The following is a 13457-nucleotide window of genomic DNA, read 5'->3' on the forward strand; positions in this document are numbered from 1 at the left end:
ATTTCAGAACAAGAAGACCCTTACCTACGATTCGAAGACCTCCATCTTCCGGGGGAACGGATTGAAGAGAGTCATGCGGGATGCGAAGAAAGGAAGCTGCAGACGTTGAGCTGCCGCTTCCTTTCTTTGCGTAATGTGGTGGAGTACTACATACGTCGCACTCTGATGTTTAAAAGGGTACTACCTAACGCTCACTAGTATAACCATTTGAATCAGGGATAACCTATTCGGTGGGGGTGCTAAACGTGAGAAAAAATTTCGAAATCAACATGATTAAATGGCTTTATTTCTTTGGTATTTGTTCCTTTGTTATGTTAGTTAATAAACCTCTTGCAAAGGACTGGCTCCTTGTTTTCTTTATAAAGAGTTATTATGCATCGTTGGTCGATAAGTTGGTTGTATATAAAGGGTATGTTGAATATCCCACACGGTTTCCGAAACGTGTTAAAACGAGCGTATTGTTCGATTACATCCTTTTTCCGATTACATGTGTTTTTTATAATCAAATCACTAAGGATTCTCATATCCTTCAATGCCTGATAAAGGTCCTGTATTTAAGTGTACCCTTGACCCTTATTGAGCTATGGCTAGAAAAAAACACTCAGCTTGTAAAATATAAAAGAGGATGGAATGGGAGCACTACTTTTTATTCACTTTCCTTTTCCTTTTTAGTAGTCAGGTTTTCAATGTATGTTATAAGACGTTTATTTGATAATCAAAAAAGACCGGATCACACCTTATAGCGTGTATGTGGAAGCAGGAAGCTCATCAATTTTCATCCGAAGTAAACTATACGGTTTCTCTCGCAGGTCTTTTCCATAATGGAACCTTGCCTGCCGATGTAATTGATTTACAATGACATATAGGTATCGATCTGGACCAATTGAAAAAGTATCCGGCCATAAGATTCTCGGATCATGTGCAATGGTTTCCATTGTGCCATCCGGCCATATCTTTCGGATACTATTGTTTTCATAATCTCCAGCATAAACCGTCCCTTTTGCATCTGTAATCATGCCATCCGATGCACCTTTTTCTCCCCAATACTCCACATGATAAGGTAGATCCGTGTCCGGGATCGTTTTGTCTCTAAGGGCCTCTGTCGAGATTGAGAACAAATGACGGCTGGTTAGTGGAGCAAAATATACTGTCTTCCCATCGGGGGAAATCGCAAGACTATCAGAAGCTAATGTAAATCGGGAAGTGGAACCATCTTTGTTTCGATTCATTAAAATCCGACCTTCAACCTTCGGTAAAAAATAGGGATCGGGTGATGTTGAGTTTGCCCCATTTAACCGCCTGAATGCGTGTCCAGTTGATAAATCCACAACGATAATAGCTCCTGGTCCTTTCGATGATGAATCCGTGATATATGCATAACCCGCTTTCCCTACACGGAAATCAAATCGCACATCATTCAGATACGTTGTGGCCAGGACAACATCTTCCGAAAAGGTATAAACCTTTCTGATTGTATTGGTTTCTAAATCAACAGCGACTAATTTCGCTCCACCTTTAATCGGTTCGGAAAAATTGGGTGCCGCTGTATCCAATACCCATAGCGTTCCCCTTCCATCGGCAACTACACTTTGGACACTGATGAACGTCATGGTGATATCCTCGTAGTTCTCCACATTCGTTTGTACATCAGGATAAGGCTGTAATGTATTCTCAACAATTTCCCCCACAGTAAACTTGACATCGTCTCCCCACTTCGGAAAACAAACAAAAATACGACCCGTTTCAGAAACAGTAACACCTGTAGGCATAGCCCCATAAAATGAATGAACTAATTCTAATTCACCGAAATATTTTTCACTAGGTAAGAAAGGCTTCATGATATCCTCCTTAAGCAACACGGATATCACCTATATATGTGATAAGTTTCTTCTAGTGCATGTTTCAATTTACTTAGTTATGAGGTCATACTCGAATGATGCTCCCGAGTAAAGTAAGGCACTTGAATGGAAAACTCTCTATTTCTTCATAATCCCCGCCACCAAACGCGTCAACACTTTCCGCGGCAGAAATCGCCCCATTTGTGTGGTCGCATAGTTCGACTTCCCGTCGACGACGAAGCTGTTTCCTTTCGCCAGGGCGTGGAAGGCGGATTGGACGACTTGTTCCGCTGTCCGCATTTTCCCGACGGAGACGTCTCCGGCCGTTTCAAAGAATGAGGTGGCTGTGGCCCCCGGGCAGAGGGCAAGTACCTTGATCCCCTTCTTCCGGTATTCTTCCCAGAGGGATTCGGTGAAGGAGAGGACGAAGGCTTTGGTTGCGCCGTATACGGCCATGTAGGGGACGGGCTGGAATGAGACGACGGAGGCGAGGTTGATGATGGTGCCCGAGCCTTTTGCCACCATGTCCTTCAGATACAGATGCGTCATATCCACCACCGCGGCCACGTTCACCATGACCTGGTTGTGATCGGTCTCATGGGGGTTGGTGAGGAATTCACCGCTTGTGGCGAAACCGGCATTGTTCACCAGGTAATCGACGGTGAGCCCGAGCTCCTGCGTTTGCTTATAGACGTCCTTCGCCCCGTATTCCTTGCTGAGGTCGGCCGTGATGACCGTTGCGTTCACGTTCCATTGCTCCTGCAGTTCTGTTGCCAGCTCCTGCAATTTCCCCGTCGAGCGGGCGACGAGGATGACGTCCATCCCTTTGGCTGCGAGCTGCGTGGCAAATTCTTTCCCGATACCGGATGAGGCTCCTGTGATCAATGCGATTTGGTTCATTTGTTTCTACTCCCTTTCTGCGTTTATAGGTTTAATCATTTGAACATTTAGGTTGAAAGAAAGGATCTGAAGCCGGATGACTAAAGATCGCATGTACTTTCCACTGTATGAATCAGTTGCTTCAGCAGTCCGACCGATGGCTCAAGGGCCAATGAGTAGAGACGCTGTGTGCCTTTTTGCTCGATGGTGACCAGCTGATTGTCCCGGAGGATCTTCAGATGATGCGAAATGGCTGGTCGTGATAGCGTGGAATGCTCAGTGATTTCGTTTACGGTCAAATGGTCATGCTCTGCCAGCAGCAAAATGATGTCCTGCCGTGCCGGATCACTCAATGCCTGCAAGAGCGGAATACAGGAACGAAACACGTCGATGGCCTGTTGCCCCATATCCATCCCCCTCTAATGTCTATTTGTTTAAGCTAATCAACTCAATGATAGTCAAACGAGCGCCAAACTTCAAGACTAACGGGCCCTCTCCTGGACATTTCGCACCGTCGCCGTCACCCATTTCCTCGGGATGAAGCGGATGCTGTTGGCAAGCAGCTTATTCTTGAATCCCGGGATGACGATGGTCTTCCCTCTCATCAACCCGTCATACCCGATGCGCGCAACCGTCTGGACATCCATCACGCCGCTCTTGAACAGCTTCGACTCACCCAGATTCGCACGGGACTTGAACCCGGTCTCCGTCGGCCCCGGACATAAAGCCGTCACCGTGACACCGCTCCCCTTCAGTTCGTTCTCAAGCGCCTCCGTCAGAGAAAGCACATACGATTTTGTCGCATAATACACCGCCATGAGCGGTCCCGGCTGAAAGGCAGCAGAAGAAGCGACGTTCATGATCCTCCCCCGCCCTCTCGCCTTCATCCCCGGCAGGAACAGCTTGGTCAACGCGGTCAATGCCTTGATGTTGATATCAATCATAGACAGTTCATCCACAAGATCGGTCTCATCAAAAGCCCCATACAAACCGAAGCCGGCATTATTCACCAGTACGTCGATCTCGATATGCTTACCCTTCAATTCTTCCTTCAGGCGGTACGCTTCCTCCTGCTTCCCAAGATCCATGGCAATCACAGTACCCCGGATCCCGTACTGCGCCTCCAGCTCCCCCTTCAGCTGATTGAGCTTCTCTTCACTTCTTGCCACAAGTACAAGATCATAGCCGTCTTTCGCAAAGAGCTTGGCCAGTTCCAGTCCGATGCCGGATGAAGCGCCGGTGATGAGTGCGGTTTGATTGGTCATGGTTGGATCCCTTCCTTTTTTTATGATTAGTTATTTTGTTATGTTTAATCACTTAAACGTTTAAACATTTAAACATATTGTAGTGAATTGATTTGATGATGTCAATGTAAATACTCTAATGGTTTATTTAAGACTCAATCACGTGTGGGTCTATATGAATTCCAGCCGAATGCAGCTCTTCTTGAATCTGATGCTGCTCTTGGATATTTGCTAGCTACTTTAGGGCCTGGAGAATACAGTAGAATAGCCATTAGTCCATCAGAAGTAACTTCTCATTATTCTATATAAAAACAACACGAATGGCTCTATCGTCTTTGCCCATTGGACCCTCTATATTCAATTTCAATAATGGCCTGTTTAGCAGCTTCTATTATTTCTCCGCTAGAATGATGAAGAAACGTCTCCAGGATCGATCTATATTTACCCTTTCCTGAAAAACCCATAAACGTCAGAACATACGTTAACTGTTCTTCATTGAACGTCGATAGAACTGGCACCAGCAGATCCAATGATATGTCAGAAGCAATGTCTTGATTAACGAGTCCGTTATGAATCGAATGAAGAATACTTTCTTTTACTGCATCATCCTTTTCCATAGGAATATGCGCTAGGAGTAGATCAATCCCTTCTATGAGCTTAGGGCTGTCCATACCTCCATATTGGAACCTATCTCCAATATCTTCAATCCCTCTCTCCTTCTCAACTTTATCCTCACTCGATAATAGTCTTTTTATTTCTTCCACTACTTTCATGAGCCTACCTCCTTTCCTTTATTACAATTTTATAAAATAAAGAAACCTTAAGAAGCGCATCTTGCTAATCAAGGTTTCTACACAGCACTATTCCTCCAACACAACATTGGAACATACTACCGACAACCACGGTTTCGAGTAGTCTATCGTGAAAATCCCCACATGCTTGTGCTTATCCGAACTTCCTTCCAGCTCTTTAAAGAGAAAAATTGTTGTGTAAAAAAGCACAATGTATGAATAATTATGGTGGGAAGGATTCCATTTATCATTTGAAGTGAACCATGTCATAAGGATAGTACGGAGTATCCTTTAAGGCAGTATCATCTAACTTTAAGATCTTTACGATGGCTCCACTTTCATAACTCCAATACCCGTTATACGTATCATGTTGACTTTTATGTGAGTCATACCAGCCTATATCTTCGTGACCAGGATACCATTTAGATTCTAAATAATATTTTAATTTCTCTATGGCCTCATTTTCGCTGCTCGCATGAATAACTTCATATAGGATGCTATAGGGATCTGAAAACATAAATGATGGTGTTGTACGATTCAAAATTTTATTGTTATCATTCAACAAAAAATCTACTAGGTAATCTTTCAATTGGGATCTTACAACTAACTCTCTAAGCTGATTTACATCGTGGTCTGGAACATTAATCATATTTCCAATAGAAAGCATCCACACCAGTCTGACATAGCCACTTTCCTTGTTCCATTCCTTATTCATTATTTGGACCATTTCAGAATACAACCTTTGGATATCTTCAATTGGTGCTCCCATAGAATATAAACAGTTTAACTTGTTAAAATAGCTATTTTGAATAATAATATAAGCTCTTTTTAAACCTGTATCCTCTTCTCCTCGTTCCCGTTTCACTTTCTCAGCCATATCTTTATACTTAAGTATTTTACGAGTTTCATTTTCTAAATACTTTTGAAAATAATCTATTCCTCTACGCATATCTCTCATTTCTATATTCCCCCTTCTACTTATCAATTTTCCCAAACGAGTTTAGGGTAGACTTAGTAACATTACCATTTTCATCTATTCTTATTAATAAGCTTTGAACATTTTCTGGATTTAAGATCATTTCATCCCTAATCATTTCAGCAAGCTCCTGGCCAACAGCATCTTCTAGCCTATTACTACCTAGAATCCAATCCTCACTCATCTGGAGACCATCTTTTGTATTTGAAAGTTGTGCCTTATTATACTTTGCTTCTGCTATTACATATTTAGGTGGTGGTGTTGCATTCTCATATACACCATCTATTCCTTTATTAATTTTTTGGTCTAATGTTAATACACGATCATCACTAATTCTTGTATAGGTTTGATTTTCAAAGAAATCATCCATTTTAATTTCCCCATAGTTCCCTTTTTGCTTTGTTGTTTCTAAGGTTATTTCTCCATCCTCTACTGAATCAATTACCACTCGCTGTTGTTCTCTGGCCACATCTATTGATTCTATTACTTTTTCAGATTTATTACTGACTTCACCCTTAGTTTCCTTTTTACTATCCCCAGTTTTCCAAGAGAACCTAACATGACCATTCTCATTCATCACCAGCTTCTTAAACGTAGAGTATGCCTCAGAATTAACAGCTTTTGAAACTGGTCCTGATGCTACTTTTTGATATGTTTTCTCCATTATCTTGTTTAGCTTTTCCGGATTCAAGACATTTTTCGTGTTACCTATGAACTCTCCAAGGGATCCCGAAATGGCTTTCAAGTCCATCACTTGTTTTCCTGTTTTAGAGAAAAGAAGTTGTTGAGCCATTTTCTCCTCTTGGCCATAGACATATTTGACCCCGTCATGGATGGCGGCTCTAACTTTGGCGGTGTTCATGACCTTGTAAGGAATATCTTGATTGGAACTTTTTTTTCCGGCTTTTCCAGCTTTGCTTGCTTTGCTCACTGTACTGACCTTGTCTGCGCCCTTGATCCCTACAAGCGAGGTCGCCACATAGGTTGCTACATAGGCTTCGAATCTTGTTCTGCTTCGTTGGTCTCCCTCTATGACCTCTTTTTCTACAGATTCCCAAAAACTCTCTCCCATGTATTTAAGTGTATCGATTGGGTGTAAGAGCGCATGAAGGATGCCCCCGAAGAATCCAAATGGATCGGTGAATAAAAAAATTAAGGAATCTATTATTCCTATTAGAATGTCTAAAATAGCTAAAGTAAATCCTTCCGCTGTTGCAAACAAATCTGTGACCATCCCTGACAATATCTCTTTGGAGAAGTCGATGGCAAACGATTTCCAATCTGTTTCATTTCCCTCAAACCTCTTTGTAGGTAATAAAACTGGGTTGAAATCCAATTTTTTAAAAATCGGACTTAGCTGCATGATTTGCTTCTCCAAGGCATCGACCTGCCCTTGTAGTGAAGAGAGGGAAGCAGTCTGGGCATGATCAAACTCATACACCTTTTCGATACTATGGCTCATTTCTCTCTCGGCCTCGGCCACATATTGCATGCAGGTCTCGTCCTCAATCTTTGGCAACGTGACGATATCTGATACATTTTTGATCGTTTCATTGGCTTCAAACGTCAGGTGCACCGTTGTCTGCTTCGCAAAATGGAGACCTGCCTGTAATTCATTCTCCAAAAAGCCCTCATTCATGAACCCATCAGGTGCTGGCTCCAGATTCTGAAGCGCATTATTCATTGACTTGATGACCGATTGGTAGCCAGATAGATACGATTGATACTGTTCGAGGAAGGGTAGGTGCATATTGCGGTAAAAATCCCTGATGGCGTTTCCGCCTTTTCCCTTGAATGCCTCATCAAGATCGGTAAAGCCCTGTATGGCCTTCGCAACTTGGTCCGCCTGTTTTTTCTGAGAGGATAAGGTCTCCTCTATTTCTTTTATTCCCTTTTGAAAGCCGTCTACGTCTAGTATTTTCATAGAGTGCCTCCCCTATCGACCCATAGAAATCATGGAATGGAGGCTTTGGTCGGTATCTTCCATGTCTTCCACTGATTGCTTCGATGTTTGCTGGTTGTCCAGCAGGAGTTCTTGGTAGGTCTCGAGCATTTTCTGGCATTGCGCATTGAGCTCGTTCAGCTTGTTGATGACTTCAAGCTTATTCGCTCCGCCAATCTCTTTCGGGAATGATGCGTCCCAGGAATCGACTGACTGACGTAACTTTGACAGTGCCGCTTCCGCCTCTTCATACTGAATCTTGATCTCCTTGCTCATGTGATCGGTCCTTTCTATATCTAGTCTCGTAATTCCAACATCCATTTAAATTCCAATTTGTTCAATATCGTACCATCAATACCATTTATATACCACTAATAACCAGACTTTTAACAAAAATAGGTATTTCATTACGGTGCATTGGTCTTGTTTTTGATATTCACATGGGAGGGGCAGGTTAAAAAGGTAAAAAAGAAGCATGGAGACCGACTCCATGCTTTTCTCTCTTTCATAAAAAAAAGCACGGGATATCTCCCGCACCTCTAGTTAAAATCGATTGATGAATTCGAAGACGACTCATCCTCTTTTACACAATCAATGGCGATGACGATGGCGATCATGACCGTCTCCATCTCATCCTGGAGTACGTTCACCTTATAGCTGTCGCCCCATGAGAACCATTCCTTGGCAACCTCACCGACGACTTCTCCGTGCTTGAGGACCTGGAAGTTCATGTCCCACCAGTTGCCCTGTACTTCGATTCCGGCTGCGTCGATTGTATAGCGGTCCTTGAAGAAGGATAGTTCTTTCTTGATTGTCAGGACCTCTTCACCGCCCACTTCTACAAAGAACTTCGGAAGGAAGCTGAGCGTCTTTTTCGTGATGAGGGCGACCTCTTCCCTGCTTGTATCCATGATCGAAAACGTCTTGGGGATCCGCATGAAACTCCCCTCCACATAGAACCGGTCCTGCTCATCCTGATCCTTCACCGTGAATTTCTCATTGAAGCTGAACACCTTCTGTTTAATATAGAGCTGTCTCATGAGCCTCGCCTCCATCTTGTCTAATGACTCTATATACGATTAAAAGACTAAGTTGGTTTCATTTGTGACATAGGGACGGTTCCGGTGCGTCAAAAAAAGTGGCGCATGGGAACCGTCCCCATGCGCCACTCTTATTACGTCAGACTCTCTGATAGCTCCGTGAAGATGACTCCAAGGGCATAGGCACCGGCATCGGGATGACCCAGGCTGCGTTCGCCGACGGTTCCGGCGCGTCCCATCCGGGCGACGATGTCCTTGGTTTTCTCGGCTCCCTCTACTGCGGCCGCTGCTCCTTTTTCAAATGCAGCTTTGACGTCGTCTCCGTTTGATGCGCTGTCCGACCAGGCGTCCGCACAAGGGACGAGGGCGTCGATGAGGGTTTTGTCGCCCACATCCGCTCCCCTTCCGAAGGATCGCTCGCCTGTATCCTGGATGCCCTTCACTGCCGCCTGCAGCATTTCGGCGAATTCTGCTACGGTCAGTTCGGTTCGGTCACCGGCCGATTTCCCGGCTGCGCGGAAGGCCGATCCCCAGATCGGACCGGACGCCCCGCCACAGTATTCCATGATGACCATGGAGCTTGCGTCGAGGAAGCTTCCGATGGTGAGTGGGTCTTGGTCCAAGATTGATTTCCACTCCCGTTTCAACTGCTTGAAGCCCTTCGAGACGCTCATGCCGAAATCCCCGTCCCCTGCGTGGGAATCAAGCTCACAGAACGGGACTTCATTCCGGATGATGACGTCGCTCATCTTGTCCACGAGGTAGATCATGTTCTGGAGAGATACCTTATTACCCTTGATCTCCCCATGCTCGGCCGCTGTTTCCACCTCGAAGGATACAGGAGTCGATTCTTCCTCTTCCCCGAAGTCGATGTACTCGACCCCTGGCACCGGTCCGTCCACCCTGAACGCAGGAGCCAAGCTCTCACTCGACAGCAGCGTGCGCAGTTCATCATCGAGTTTCATGAAGGTCAGGGACACGCCCGCCATATCGATGCTCGTCATATAGTTGCCGACGAAGGCACGGTTGATCGCGATCTTTTTCTCCGAAAGGATCCGGGTGACGGCGTTATTGAAGAGATAGAGTTCCTGCAAGGGCGTGGCTCCGAAGCCGTTCACCATGACGGCAAGTTCGGTTGAGTCGCCTTCAAGCTTCATGTCCTTCAGAAGATCATTCACCATGCGCTCTGCCAGTTCATCGGCGGATGCTACCTTTTCACGACGCGTGCCGGGTTCGCCATGGATGCCGACGCCGTACTCGATTTCGTCGTCGGCAAGCTTGAACGTAGGCGATCCGGTTGCTGGTACCGTGCAGGAGGTCAGGGCGAATCCGATGCTGCGCACGCTCTTCGCCGCTTTCTCCGCCACGGCCTTCACTTCCTGCAGGCTCCTGCCTTCCTCGGCTGCCGCCCCGGCGATCTTATGTACAAACACGGTTCCCGCAACACCCCGGCGTCCCACCGTATACAGGCTGTCTTCCACTGCGATATCATCGTCGACCTTGACGTATTCCACCTCGATTCCGTCCTCTGAGGCCAGGTGGGCAGCGTTCTTGAAGTTCATGATATCACCGCTGTAGTTCTTGATGATGAGCAGGGCACCCTTCTTCCCGGCCGTCGCCTTGATCGCCTGATACACCTGAATCTGCGAAGGTGAGGCAAACACGTCACCGCACACGGCCGCGTCCAACATCCCTTTCCCCACAAGACCCGCATGGGCCGGCTCATGTCCGCTACCGCCGCCGCTGATCAGCGTGACCTTCTCTTCATTTAACTCCTTCTTCTTCATCACCTTGTACTTCTTCATGAACTCAAGCTCCGGATGAGCAAGCGCCATCCCCTTGCACATCTCCACCACCAAGTCCTCGGGCTTATTCAACACCTTCTTCACATCCAACGCCTCCTTGAGATTGTCGTTGGGTAAATTATCTCACTGGGCAGATGAAAATGAAAGCGTTACGCATGTCGGATAGTGGCGCACAGGGACGGTTCCGGTGCGTCAAAAAAGTGGCGCATGGGAACCGTCCCCATGCGCCACCCTGCATCAAACCGGCTGACCGGCCAATGCTTCGATGATGTCACCTTTCAATCTCTCTTCTTTCCTCTCGTTTTGGACGACCTTCTCCACTTTCACAGTCCCAATGATATGGCGGATGTTTTCATCGGTTTGAATGAAGCGTTCATTTTGTGTGTACAGTTCCCGGAACCATTCCCTTGCCTGAAGCTCTTTGATATTCCTTTCAATTTTCTCCTCCGTCGGGTCACCCTTCATGAAGCTGACCATCGACATGCAGAGATTGGCAAAGATCTCGATTATCAATTCTTCCCCTCATTCCTCTTCAGCGTTATGATACAATCATTCTATTAAAAGAAAAAAATCCCTTTTTGTTTGGCTGTTTTAAACCTTAATGTTATTCTCTCAATATAAAACTCCATTATCTTTTAGCGTGTTTCTAATGTGATTTCCTTCTGGACTAGGAAAAATTTCAATGAATGTGATTAAGCCATTTTGAGTTTCAATGGTACCTATGCCATCAAGATTAAATTCCTCAATGTCTCTATCTTCTTCATACGTAGTTAAGTAAAATGAACCACAATCAGGTTCACCACAATCACAAAGAGTTTTTATTCGTAGGGTATCGACTTGTATGCCTAATTCAAAGCGTGAAATATTATTCGTAAAATAATTTTTGATTTGTTTTGCTAAAGAAGGTAAAACTTCTACAAGTAACGGGCTCTGTTCCACAGCCTCACCAACTTTCAACCTTTGCTTTCTATACGTTTAAGGAAGAATCACACTTCCATTTTTGAAAGACACAAACAATCAGTAAGAACTGTCATTTCCAATAGAACCATAGTACGCGACAGAAATGAACGACTCAAGGAGGTCTTTACATGACAACCCCCGCCTACATAGAACTCGTATTCGAAAACGTCGAATCCATCATCCTGAAACCTGACCGATTTCTAAAGCTGGAGTTCGGTCCTCTGGTGAAAGACGAAGATAACCATACCCAATATGATCAGTTCTTTACGGATGAGGTGCTGATTCACATCTCCTATGAGGACGCATCGGAACTGGCCTACTCTCCGGCCAAATCCGATAATCCCCTTGGCGGCTACACGCATAATCCCGACAGCAATCATGTGGCAGACCGCCCGAACATTCTCGGCCGCCTCCTGCTTTATCCCGATCTCACCCACATCTATTACATAGACGAAAACGAGAATGAGATTTCATCCGTAATCGTTCCGTGGAGTGAGGAAGACGAGTATCAGAATGAGTATATGACGGTGACGACGGAGCCAGGCTATGTGGAGGTCAGGGTCCGGAAAGGGTAACGGGGGCAGAACCTTACCACACGAAGAAGCTTGGTACCTCCGAGACTTTTTGTGTGGTTATCTACCCAAACCAACGTCAATACCCCTTGGAATCAATAAAGAACCGGATTGTACGCCGATACGTCTTCCAGTCCTTGTATCGCTTTAAAAGCCGGGTTTCCAGTTCGTCATCGATCACTTGCTCTCCCCTGTAGATGCCCTCCCTCTCCATATTGATCAGCCGGTTTTCATACTGACCTACTGATATTTCCCGCAGTTTGCGTTCTCCCTATTTGATTTGGTGTTTATTCCTGAGATACTCCGTAAATTCCATTCGCCTACTCCATTCTAGTAGTCTTTGTCCATTCCATATTATGTAATTATATGGTAACACATTCACAATCGATTGTGCTCCTATTCTTTCCAAAGAGTAGTTCCTCAAGATCTTCGAGAAGGGTTGATTTCGTTCCCATAACATCATAGTCATTCAGTCAAAAGTCGGTTCTCCCTTCCCCCATCCTCCGCTAGACTGTTGATAGAAGACCGAAGGAGGAACTTGACATGCTGGTAAAACGAATCGTATGTACGGTGGAAGCCCATCAACGCGGGTCATTTCACATGGCGCAGATGGAGTGGGTTGCTTTGAGAACGGTCGAGGGATTCATTGCCCAGTTGGGCGGATGGGACACATCAGACGCATCCATCGCATACATCTACTCTTTCTGGGAGAATCGCGATCGATATGAGAATTTCATGGAGAACATACATGACGAGATCTTCGGCCATTCAAACCAGAGTGCTACTTATACCTCAATCAAGATCGAGTTGTTCGAGGGGGAGGCAAGTGGAACCGCCGTCAATGAGCTATTAAGAGATTGTTCACTCATCAGAACCAGCATTATCAATCGTGAGGAACAGCCACTTAACAATAAGCAGAGCGATGAAACCCTGCTATTTTCTGATTCTACCGGAGGAACCCTTTTGTTCATGCGCAGTGAAACAAATGGCATCCCTCCCTGTACAGTAGGGGAAACGGAGGAAGCATTCACGATCACCGAAGACTGGTTCGTTCATCGTAATGACATGTAAAAAGGAAGCTGCATATTGAATCAGCAGCTTCCTTTTCTTACGTTCAGTTCTCACCCAACCTTCTTCACTCTGAAGAAATTCGAGACAAACAACAAGCCAAGTCCAAACATGAATCTAGATGAGGCATAAACAGGCTGATCCATCAAGAACATCCCCGCTACTAGCAACAAGCCATACCCCACTATCACCATGACTTTCCCGCTCACTTTCTCCTTATACATCTTTCCATTGAATGAAAATTTCCGATTAATTTGGTTCCTACCACCCATCTAAAACATCCAATTTTATCCTTATCTTAGTTGAAATGGGCGTACCATTCAATGTGCTGAAGGCAAACAG

The 13457-nt window shown here is 45.3% G+C and carries 17 protein-coding genes; 3 read left to right on the plus strand and 14 right to left on the minus strand.

Annotated elements, in window-relative coordinates:
• Window positions 1-311 precede the first annotated feature (311 nt).
• A complete protein-coding gene (locus AF331_RS23165) occupies window positions 312-743 on the plus strand; it encodes a CBO0543 family protein (protein WP_412177721.1) in 432 nt (143 codons plus the stop codon).
• On the opposite strand, the gene AF331_RS12610 is transcribed toward AF331_RS23165, so the two are convergent.
• The 12 genes from AF331_RS12610 to AF331_RS12665 all read right to left on the minus strand — a co-directional run bounded on the left by AF331_RS12610 (window position 738) and on the right by AF331_RS12665 (window position 11472).
• On the minus strand, window positions 738-1838 hold the full coding sequence (locus tag AF331_RS12610) for an L-dopachrome tautomerase-related protein (RefSeq protein ID WP_053428452.1): 1101 nt from the start codon (window positions 1836-1838) through the stop codon (window positions 738-740). The genes AF331_RS23165 and AF331_RS12610 overlap by 6 nt on opposite strands.
• A gap of 138 nt (window positions 1839-1976) precedes the next feature.
• Window positions 1977-2738 (minus strand): SDR family NAD(P)-dependent oxidoreductase, encoded by a 762-nt coding sequence (locus AF331_RS12615; protein ID WP_053428453.1) that lies wholly within the window; start codon window positions 2736-2738, stop codon window positions 1977-1979.
• 80 nt (window positions 2739-2818) lie between these two features.
• Window positions 2819-3124, minus strand: a complete 306-nt coding sequence (locus tag AF331_RS12620; RefSeq protein WP_048005433.1) for an ArsR/SmtB family transcription factor — start codon at window positions 3122-3124, stop codon at window positions 2819-2821.
• A gap of 75 nt (window positions 3125-3199) precedes the next feature.
• Entirely contained in the window at window positions 3200-3982 is a 783-nt protein-coding gene (locus tag AF331_RS12625; RefSeq protein WP_053428454.1) for an SDR family NAD(P)-dependent oxidoreductase, read from the minus strand.
• 305 nt (window positions 3983-4287) lie between these two features.
• The gene (locus tag AF331_RS12630; protein WP_053428455.1) at window positions 4288-4734 is read right to left on the minus strand and encodes a hypothetical protein; all 447 of its coding nucleotides are present in this window, start codon (window positions 4732-4734) and stop codon (window positions 4288-4290) included.
• 265 nt (window positions 4735-4999) lie between these two features.
• Complete coding sequence (locus tag AF331_RS12635; RefSeq protein ID WP_053428456.1) at window positions 5000-5710, minus strand: PoNe immunity protein domain-containing protein; 711 nt, start codon at window positions 5708-5710, stop codon at window positions 5000-5002.
• Between the two features lie 16 nt (window positions 5711-5726).
• Entirely contained in the window at window positions 5727-7652 is a 1926-nt protein-coding gene (locus tag AF331_RS21945) for a T7SS effector LXG polymorphic toxin (protein ID WP_082346965.1), read from the minus strand.
• A 12-nt stretch (window positions 7653-7664) separates the two neighbouring features.
• Window positions 7665-7946 (minus strand): YwqI/YxiC family protein, encoded by a 282-nt coding sequence (locus AF331_RS12645; protein ID WP_053428457.1) that lies wholly within the window; start codon window positions 7944-7946, stop codon window positions 7665-7667.
• Window positions 7947-8209: 263 nt separating this feature from the next.
• A complete protein-coding gene (locus AF331_RS12650) occupies window positions 8210-8710 on the minus strand; it encodes an LURP-one-related/scramblase family protein (protein WP_053428458.1) in 501 nt (166 codons plus the stop codon).
• Between the two features lie 134 nt (window positions 8711-8844).
• Entirely contained in the window at window positions 8845-10599 is a 1755-nt protein-coding gene (dhaK, locus tag AF331_RS21950) for a dihydroxyacetone kinase subunit DhaK (protein ID WP_082346966.1), read from the minus strand.
• A 153-nt stretch (window positions 10600-10752) separates the two neighbouring features.
• Window positions 10753-11028: a hypothetical protein gene (locus tag AF331_RS12660; RefSeq protein WP_053428459.1), complete on the minus strand. Its 276-nt coding sequence runs from the start codon at window positions 11026-11028 to the stop codon at window positions 10753-10755.
• Window positions 11029-11127: 99 nt separating this feature from the next.
• The gene (locus tag AF331_RS12665; RefSeq protein WP_053428460.1) at window positions 11128-11472 is read right to left on the minus strand and encodes a hypothetical protein; all 345 of its coding nucleotides are present in this window, start codon (window positions 11470-11472) and stop codon (window positions 11128-11130) included.
• A 131-nt stretch (window positions 11473-11603) separates the two neighbouring features.
• Here AF331_RS12665 and AF331_RS12670 point away from each other — a divergent pair, with 131 nt between their 5' ends.
• Window positions 11604-12050, plus strand: a complete 447-nt coding sequence (locus AF331_RS12670) for a hypothetical protein (RefSeq protein WP_053428461.1) — start codon at window positions 11604-11606, stop codon at window positions 12048-12050.
• Between the two features lie 76 nt (window positions 12051-12126).
• On the opposite strand, the gene AF331_RS23035 is transcribed toward AF331_RS12670, so the two are convergent.
• Window positions 12127-12261, minus strand: coding sequence for a hypothetical protein (locus AF331_RS23035; RefSeq protein WP_268786785.1), 135 nt, complete (start codon window positions 12259-12261; stop codon window positions 12127-12129).
• 329 nt (window positions 12262-12590) lie between these two features.
• On the opposite strand from AF331_RS23035, the gene AF331_RS12675 reads away from it, so the two are divergent.
• Complete coding sequence (locus AF331_RS12675) at window positions 12591-13118, plus strand: YdbC family protein (RefSeq protein WP_053428462.1); 528 nt, start codon at window positions 12591-12593, stop codon at window positions 13116-13118.
• 50 nt (window positions 13119-13168) lie between these two features.
• Here AF331_RS12675 and AF331_RS22430 read toward each other — a convergent pair whose 3' ends face one another.
• Window positions 13169-13324: a hypothetical protein gene (locus AF331_RS22430; protein ID WP_160316535.1), complete on the minus strand. Its 156-nt coding sequence runs from the start codon at window positions 13322-13324 to the stop codon at window positions 13169-13171.
• Window positions 13325-13457: the final 133 nt, after the last annotated feature.

The organism is Rossellomorea marisflavi, from assembly GCF_001274775.1.
Classification (GTDB): domain Bacteria; phylum Bacillota; class Bacilli; order Bacillales; family Bacillaceae_B; genus Rossellomorea; species Rossellomorea marisflavi.

Excerpts from the sequence above, each read along its gene's own strand:
- AF331_RS12610 (WP_053428452.1), bottom strand. The coding sequence starts at position 1,838 with ATGAAGCCTTTCTTACCTAGTGAAAAATATTTCGGTGAATTAGAATTA.
- AF331_RS23165 (WP_412177721.1), top strand. The coding sequence starts at position 312 with ATGTTAGTTAATAAACCTCTTGCAAAGGACTGGCTCCTTGTTTTCTTT.
- AF331_RS12620 (WP_048005433.1), bottom strand. The coding sequence starts at position 3,124 with ATGGGGCAACAGGCCATCGACGTGTTTCGTTCCTGTATTCCGCTCTTG.
- AF331_RS12630 (WP_053428455.1), bottom strand. The coding sequence starts at position 4,734 with ATGAAAGTAGTGGAAGAAATAAAAAGACTATTATCGAGTGAGGATAAA.
- AF331_RS12670 (WP_053428461.1), top strand. The coding sequence starts at position 11,604 with ATGACAACCCCCGCCTACATAGAACTCGTATTCGAAAACGTCGAATCC.
- AF331_RS21945 (WP_082346965.1), bottom strand. The coding sequence starts at position 7,652 with ATGAAAATACTAGACGTAGACGGCTTTCAAAAGGGAATAAAAGAAATA.
- AF331_RS12635 (WP_053428456.1), bottom strand. The coding sequence starts at position 5,710 with ATGAGAGATATGCGTAGAGGAATAGATTATTTTCAAAAGTATTTAGAA.
- AF331_RS23035 (WP_268786785.1), bottom strand. The coding sequence starts at position 12,261 with ATGGAGAGGGAGGGCATCTACAGGGGAGAGCAAGTGATCGATGACGAA.
- AF331_RS12625 (WP_053428454.1), bottom strand. The coding sequence starts at position 3,982 with ATGACCAATCAAACCGCACTCATCACCGGCGCTTCATCCGGCATCGGA.
- AF331_RS12615 (WP_053428453.1), bottom strand. The coding sequence starts at position 2,738 with ATGAACCAAATCGCATTGATCACAGGAGCCTCATCCGGTATCGGGAAA.
- AF331_RS12650 (WP_053428458.1), bottom strand. The coding sequence starts at position 8,710 with ATGAGACAGCTCTATATTAAACAGAAGGTGTTCAGCTTCAATGAGAAA.
- AF331_RS12645 (WP_053428457.1), bottom strand. The coding sequence starts at position 7,946 with ATGAGCAAGGAGATCAAGATTCAGTATGAAGAGGCGGAAGCGGCACTG.
- AF331_RS12675 (WP_053428462.1), top strand. The coding sequence starts at position 12,591 with ATGCTGGTAAAACGAATCGTATGTACGGTGGAAGCCCATCAACGCGGG.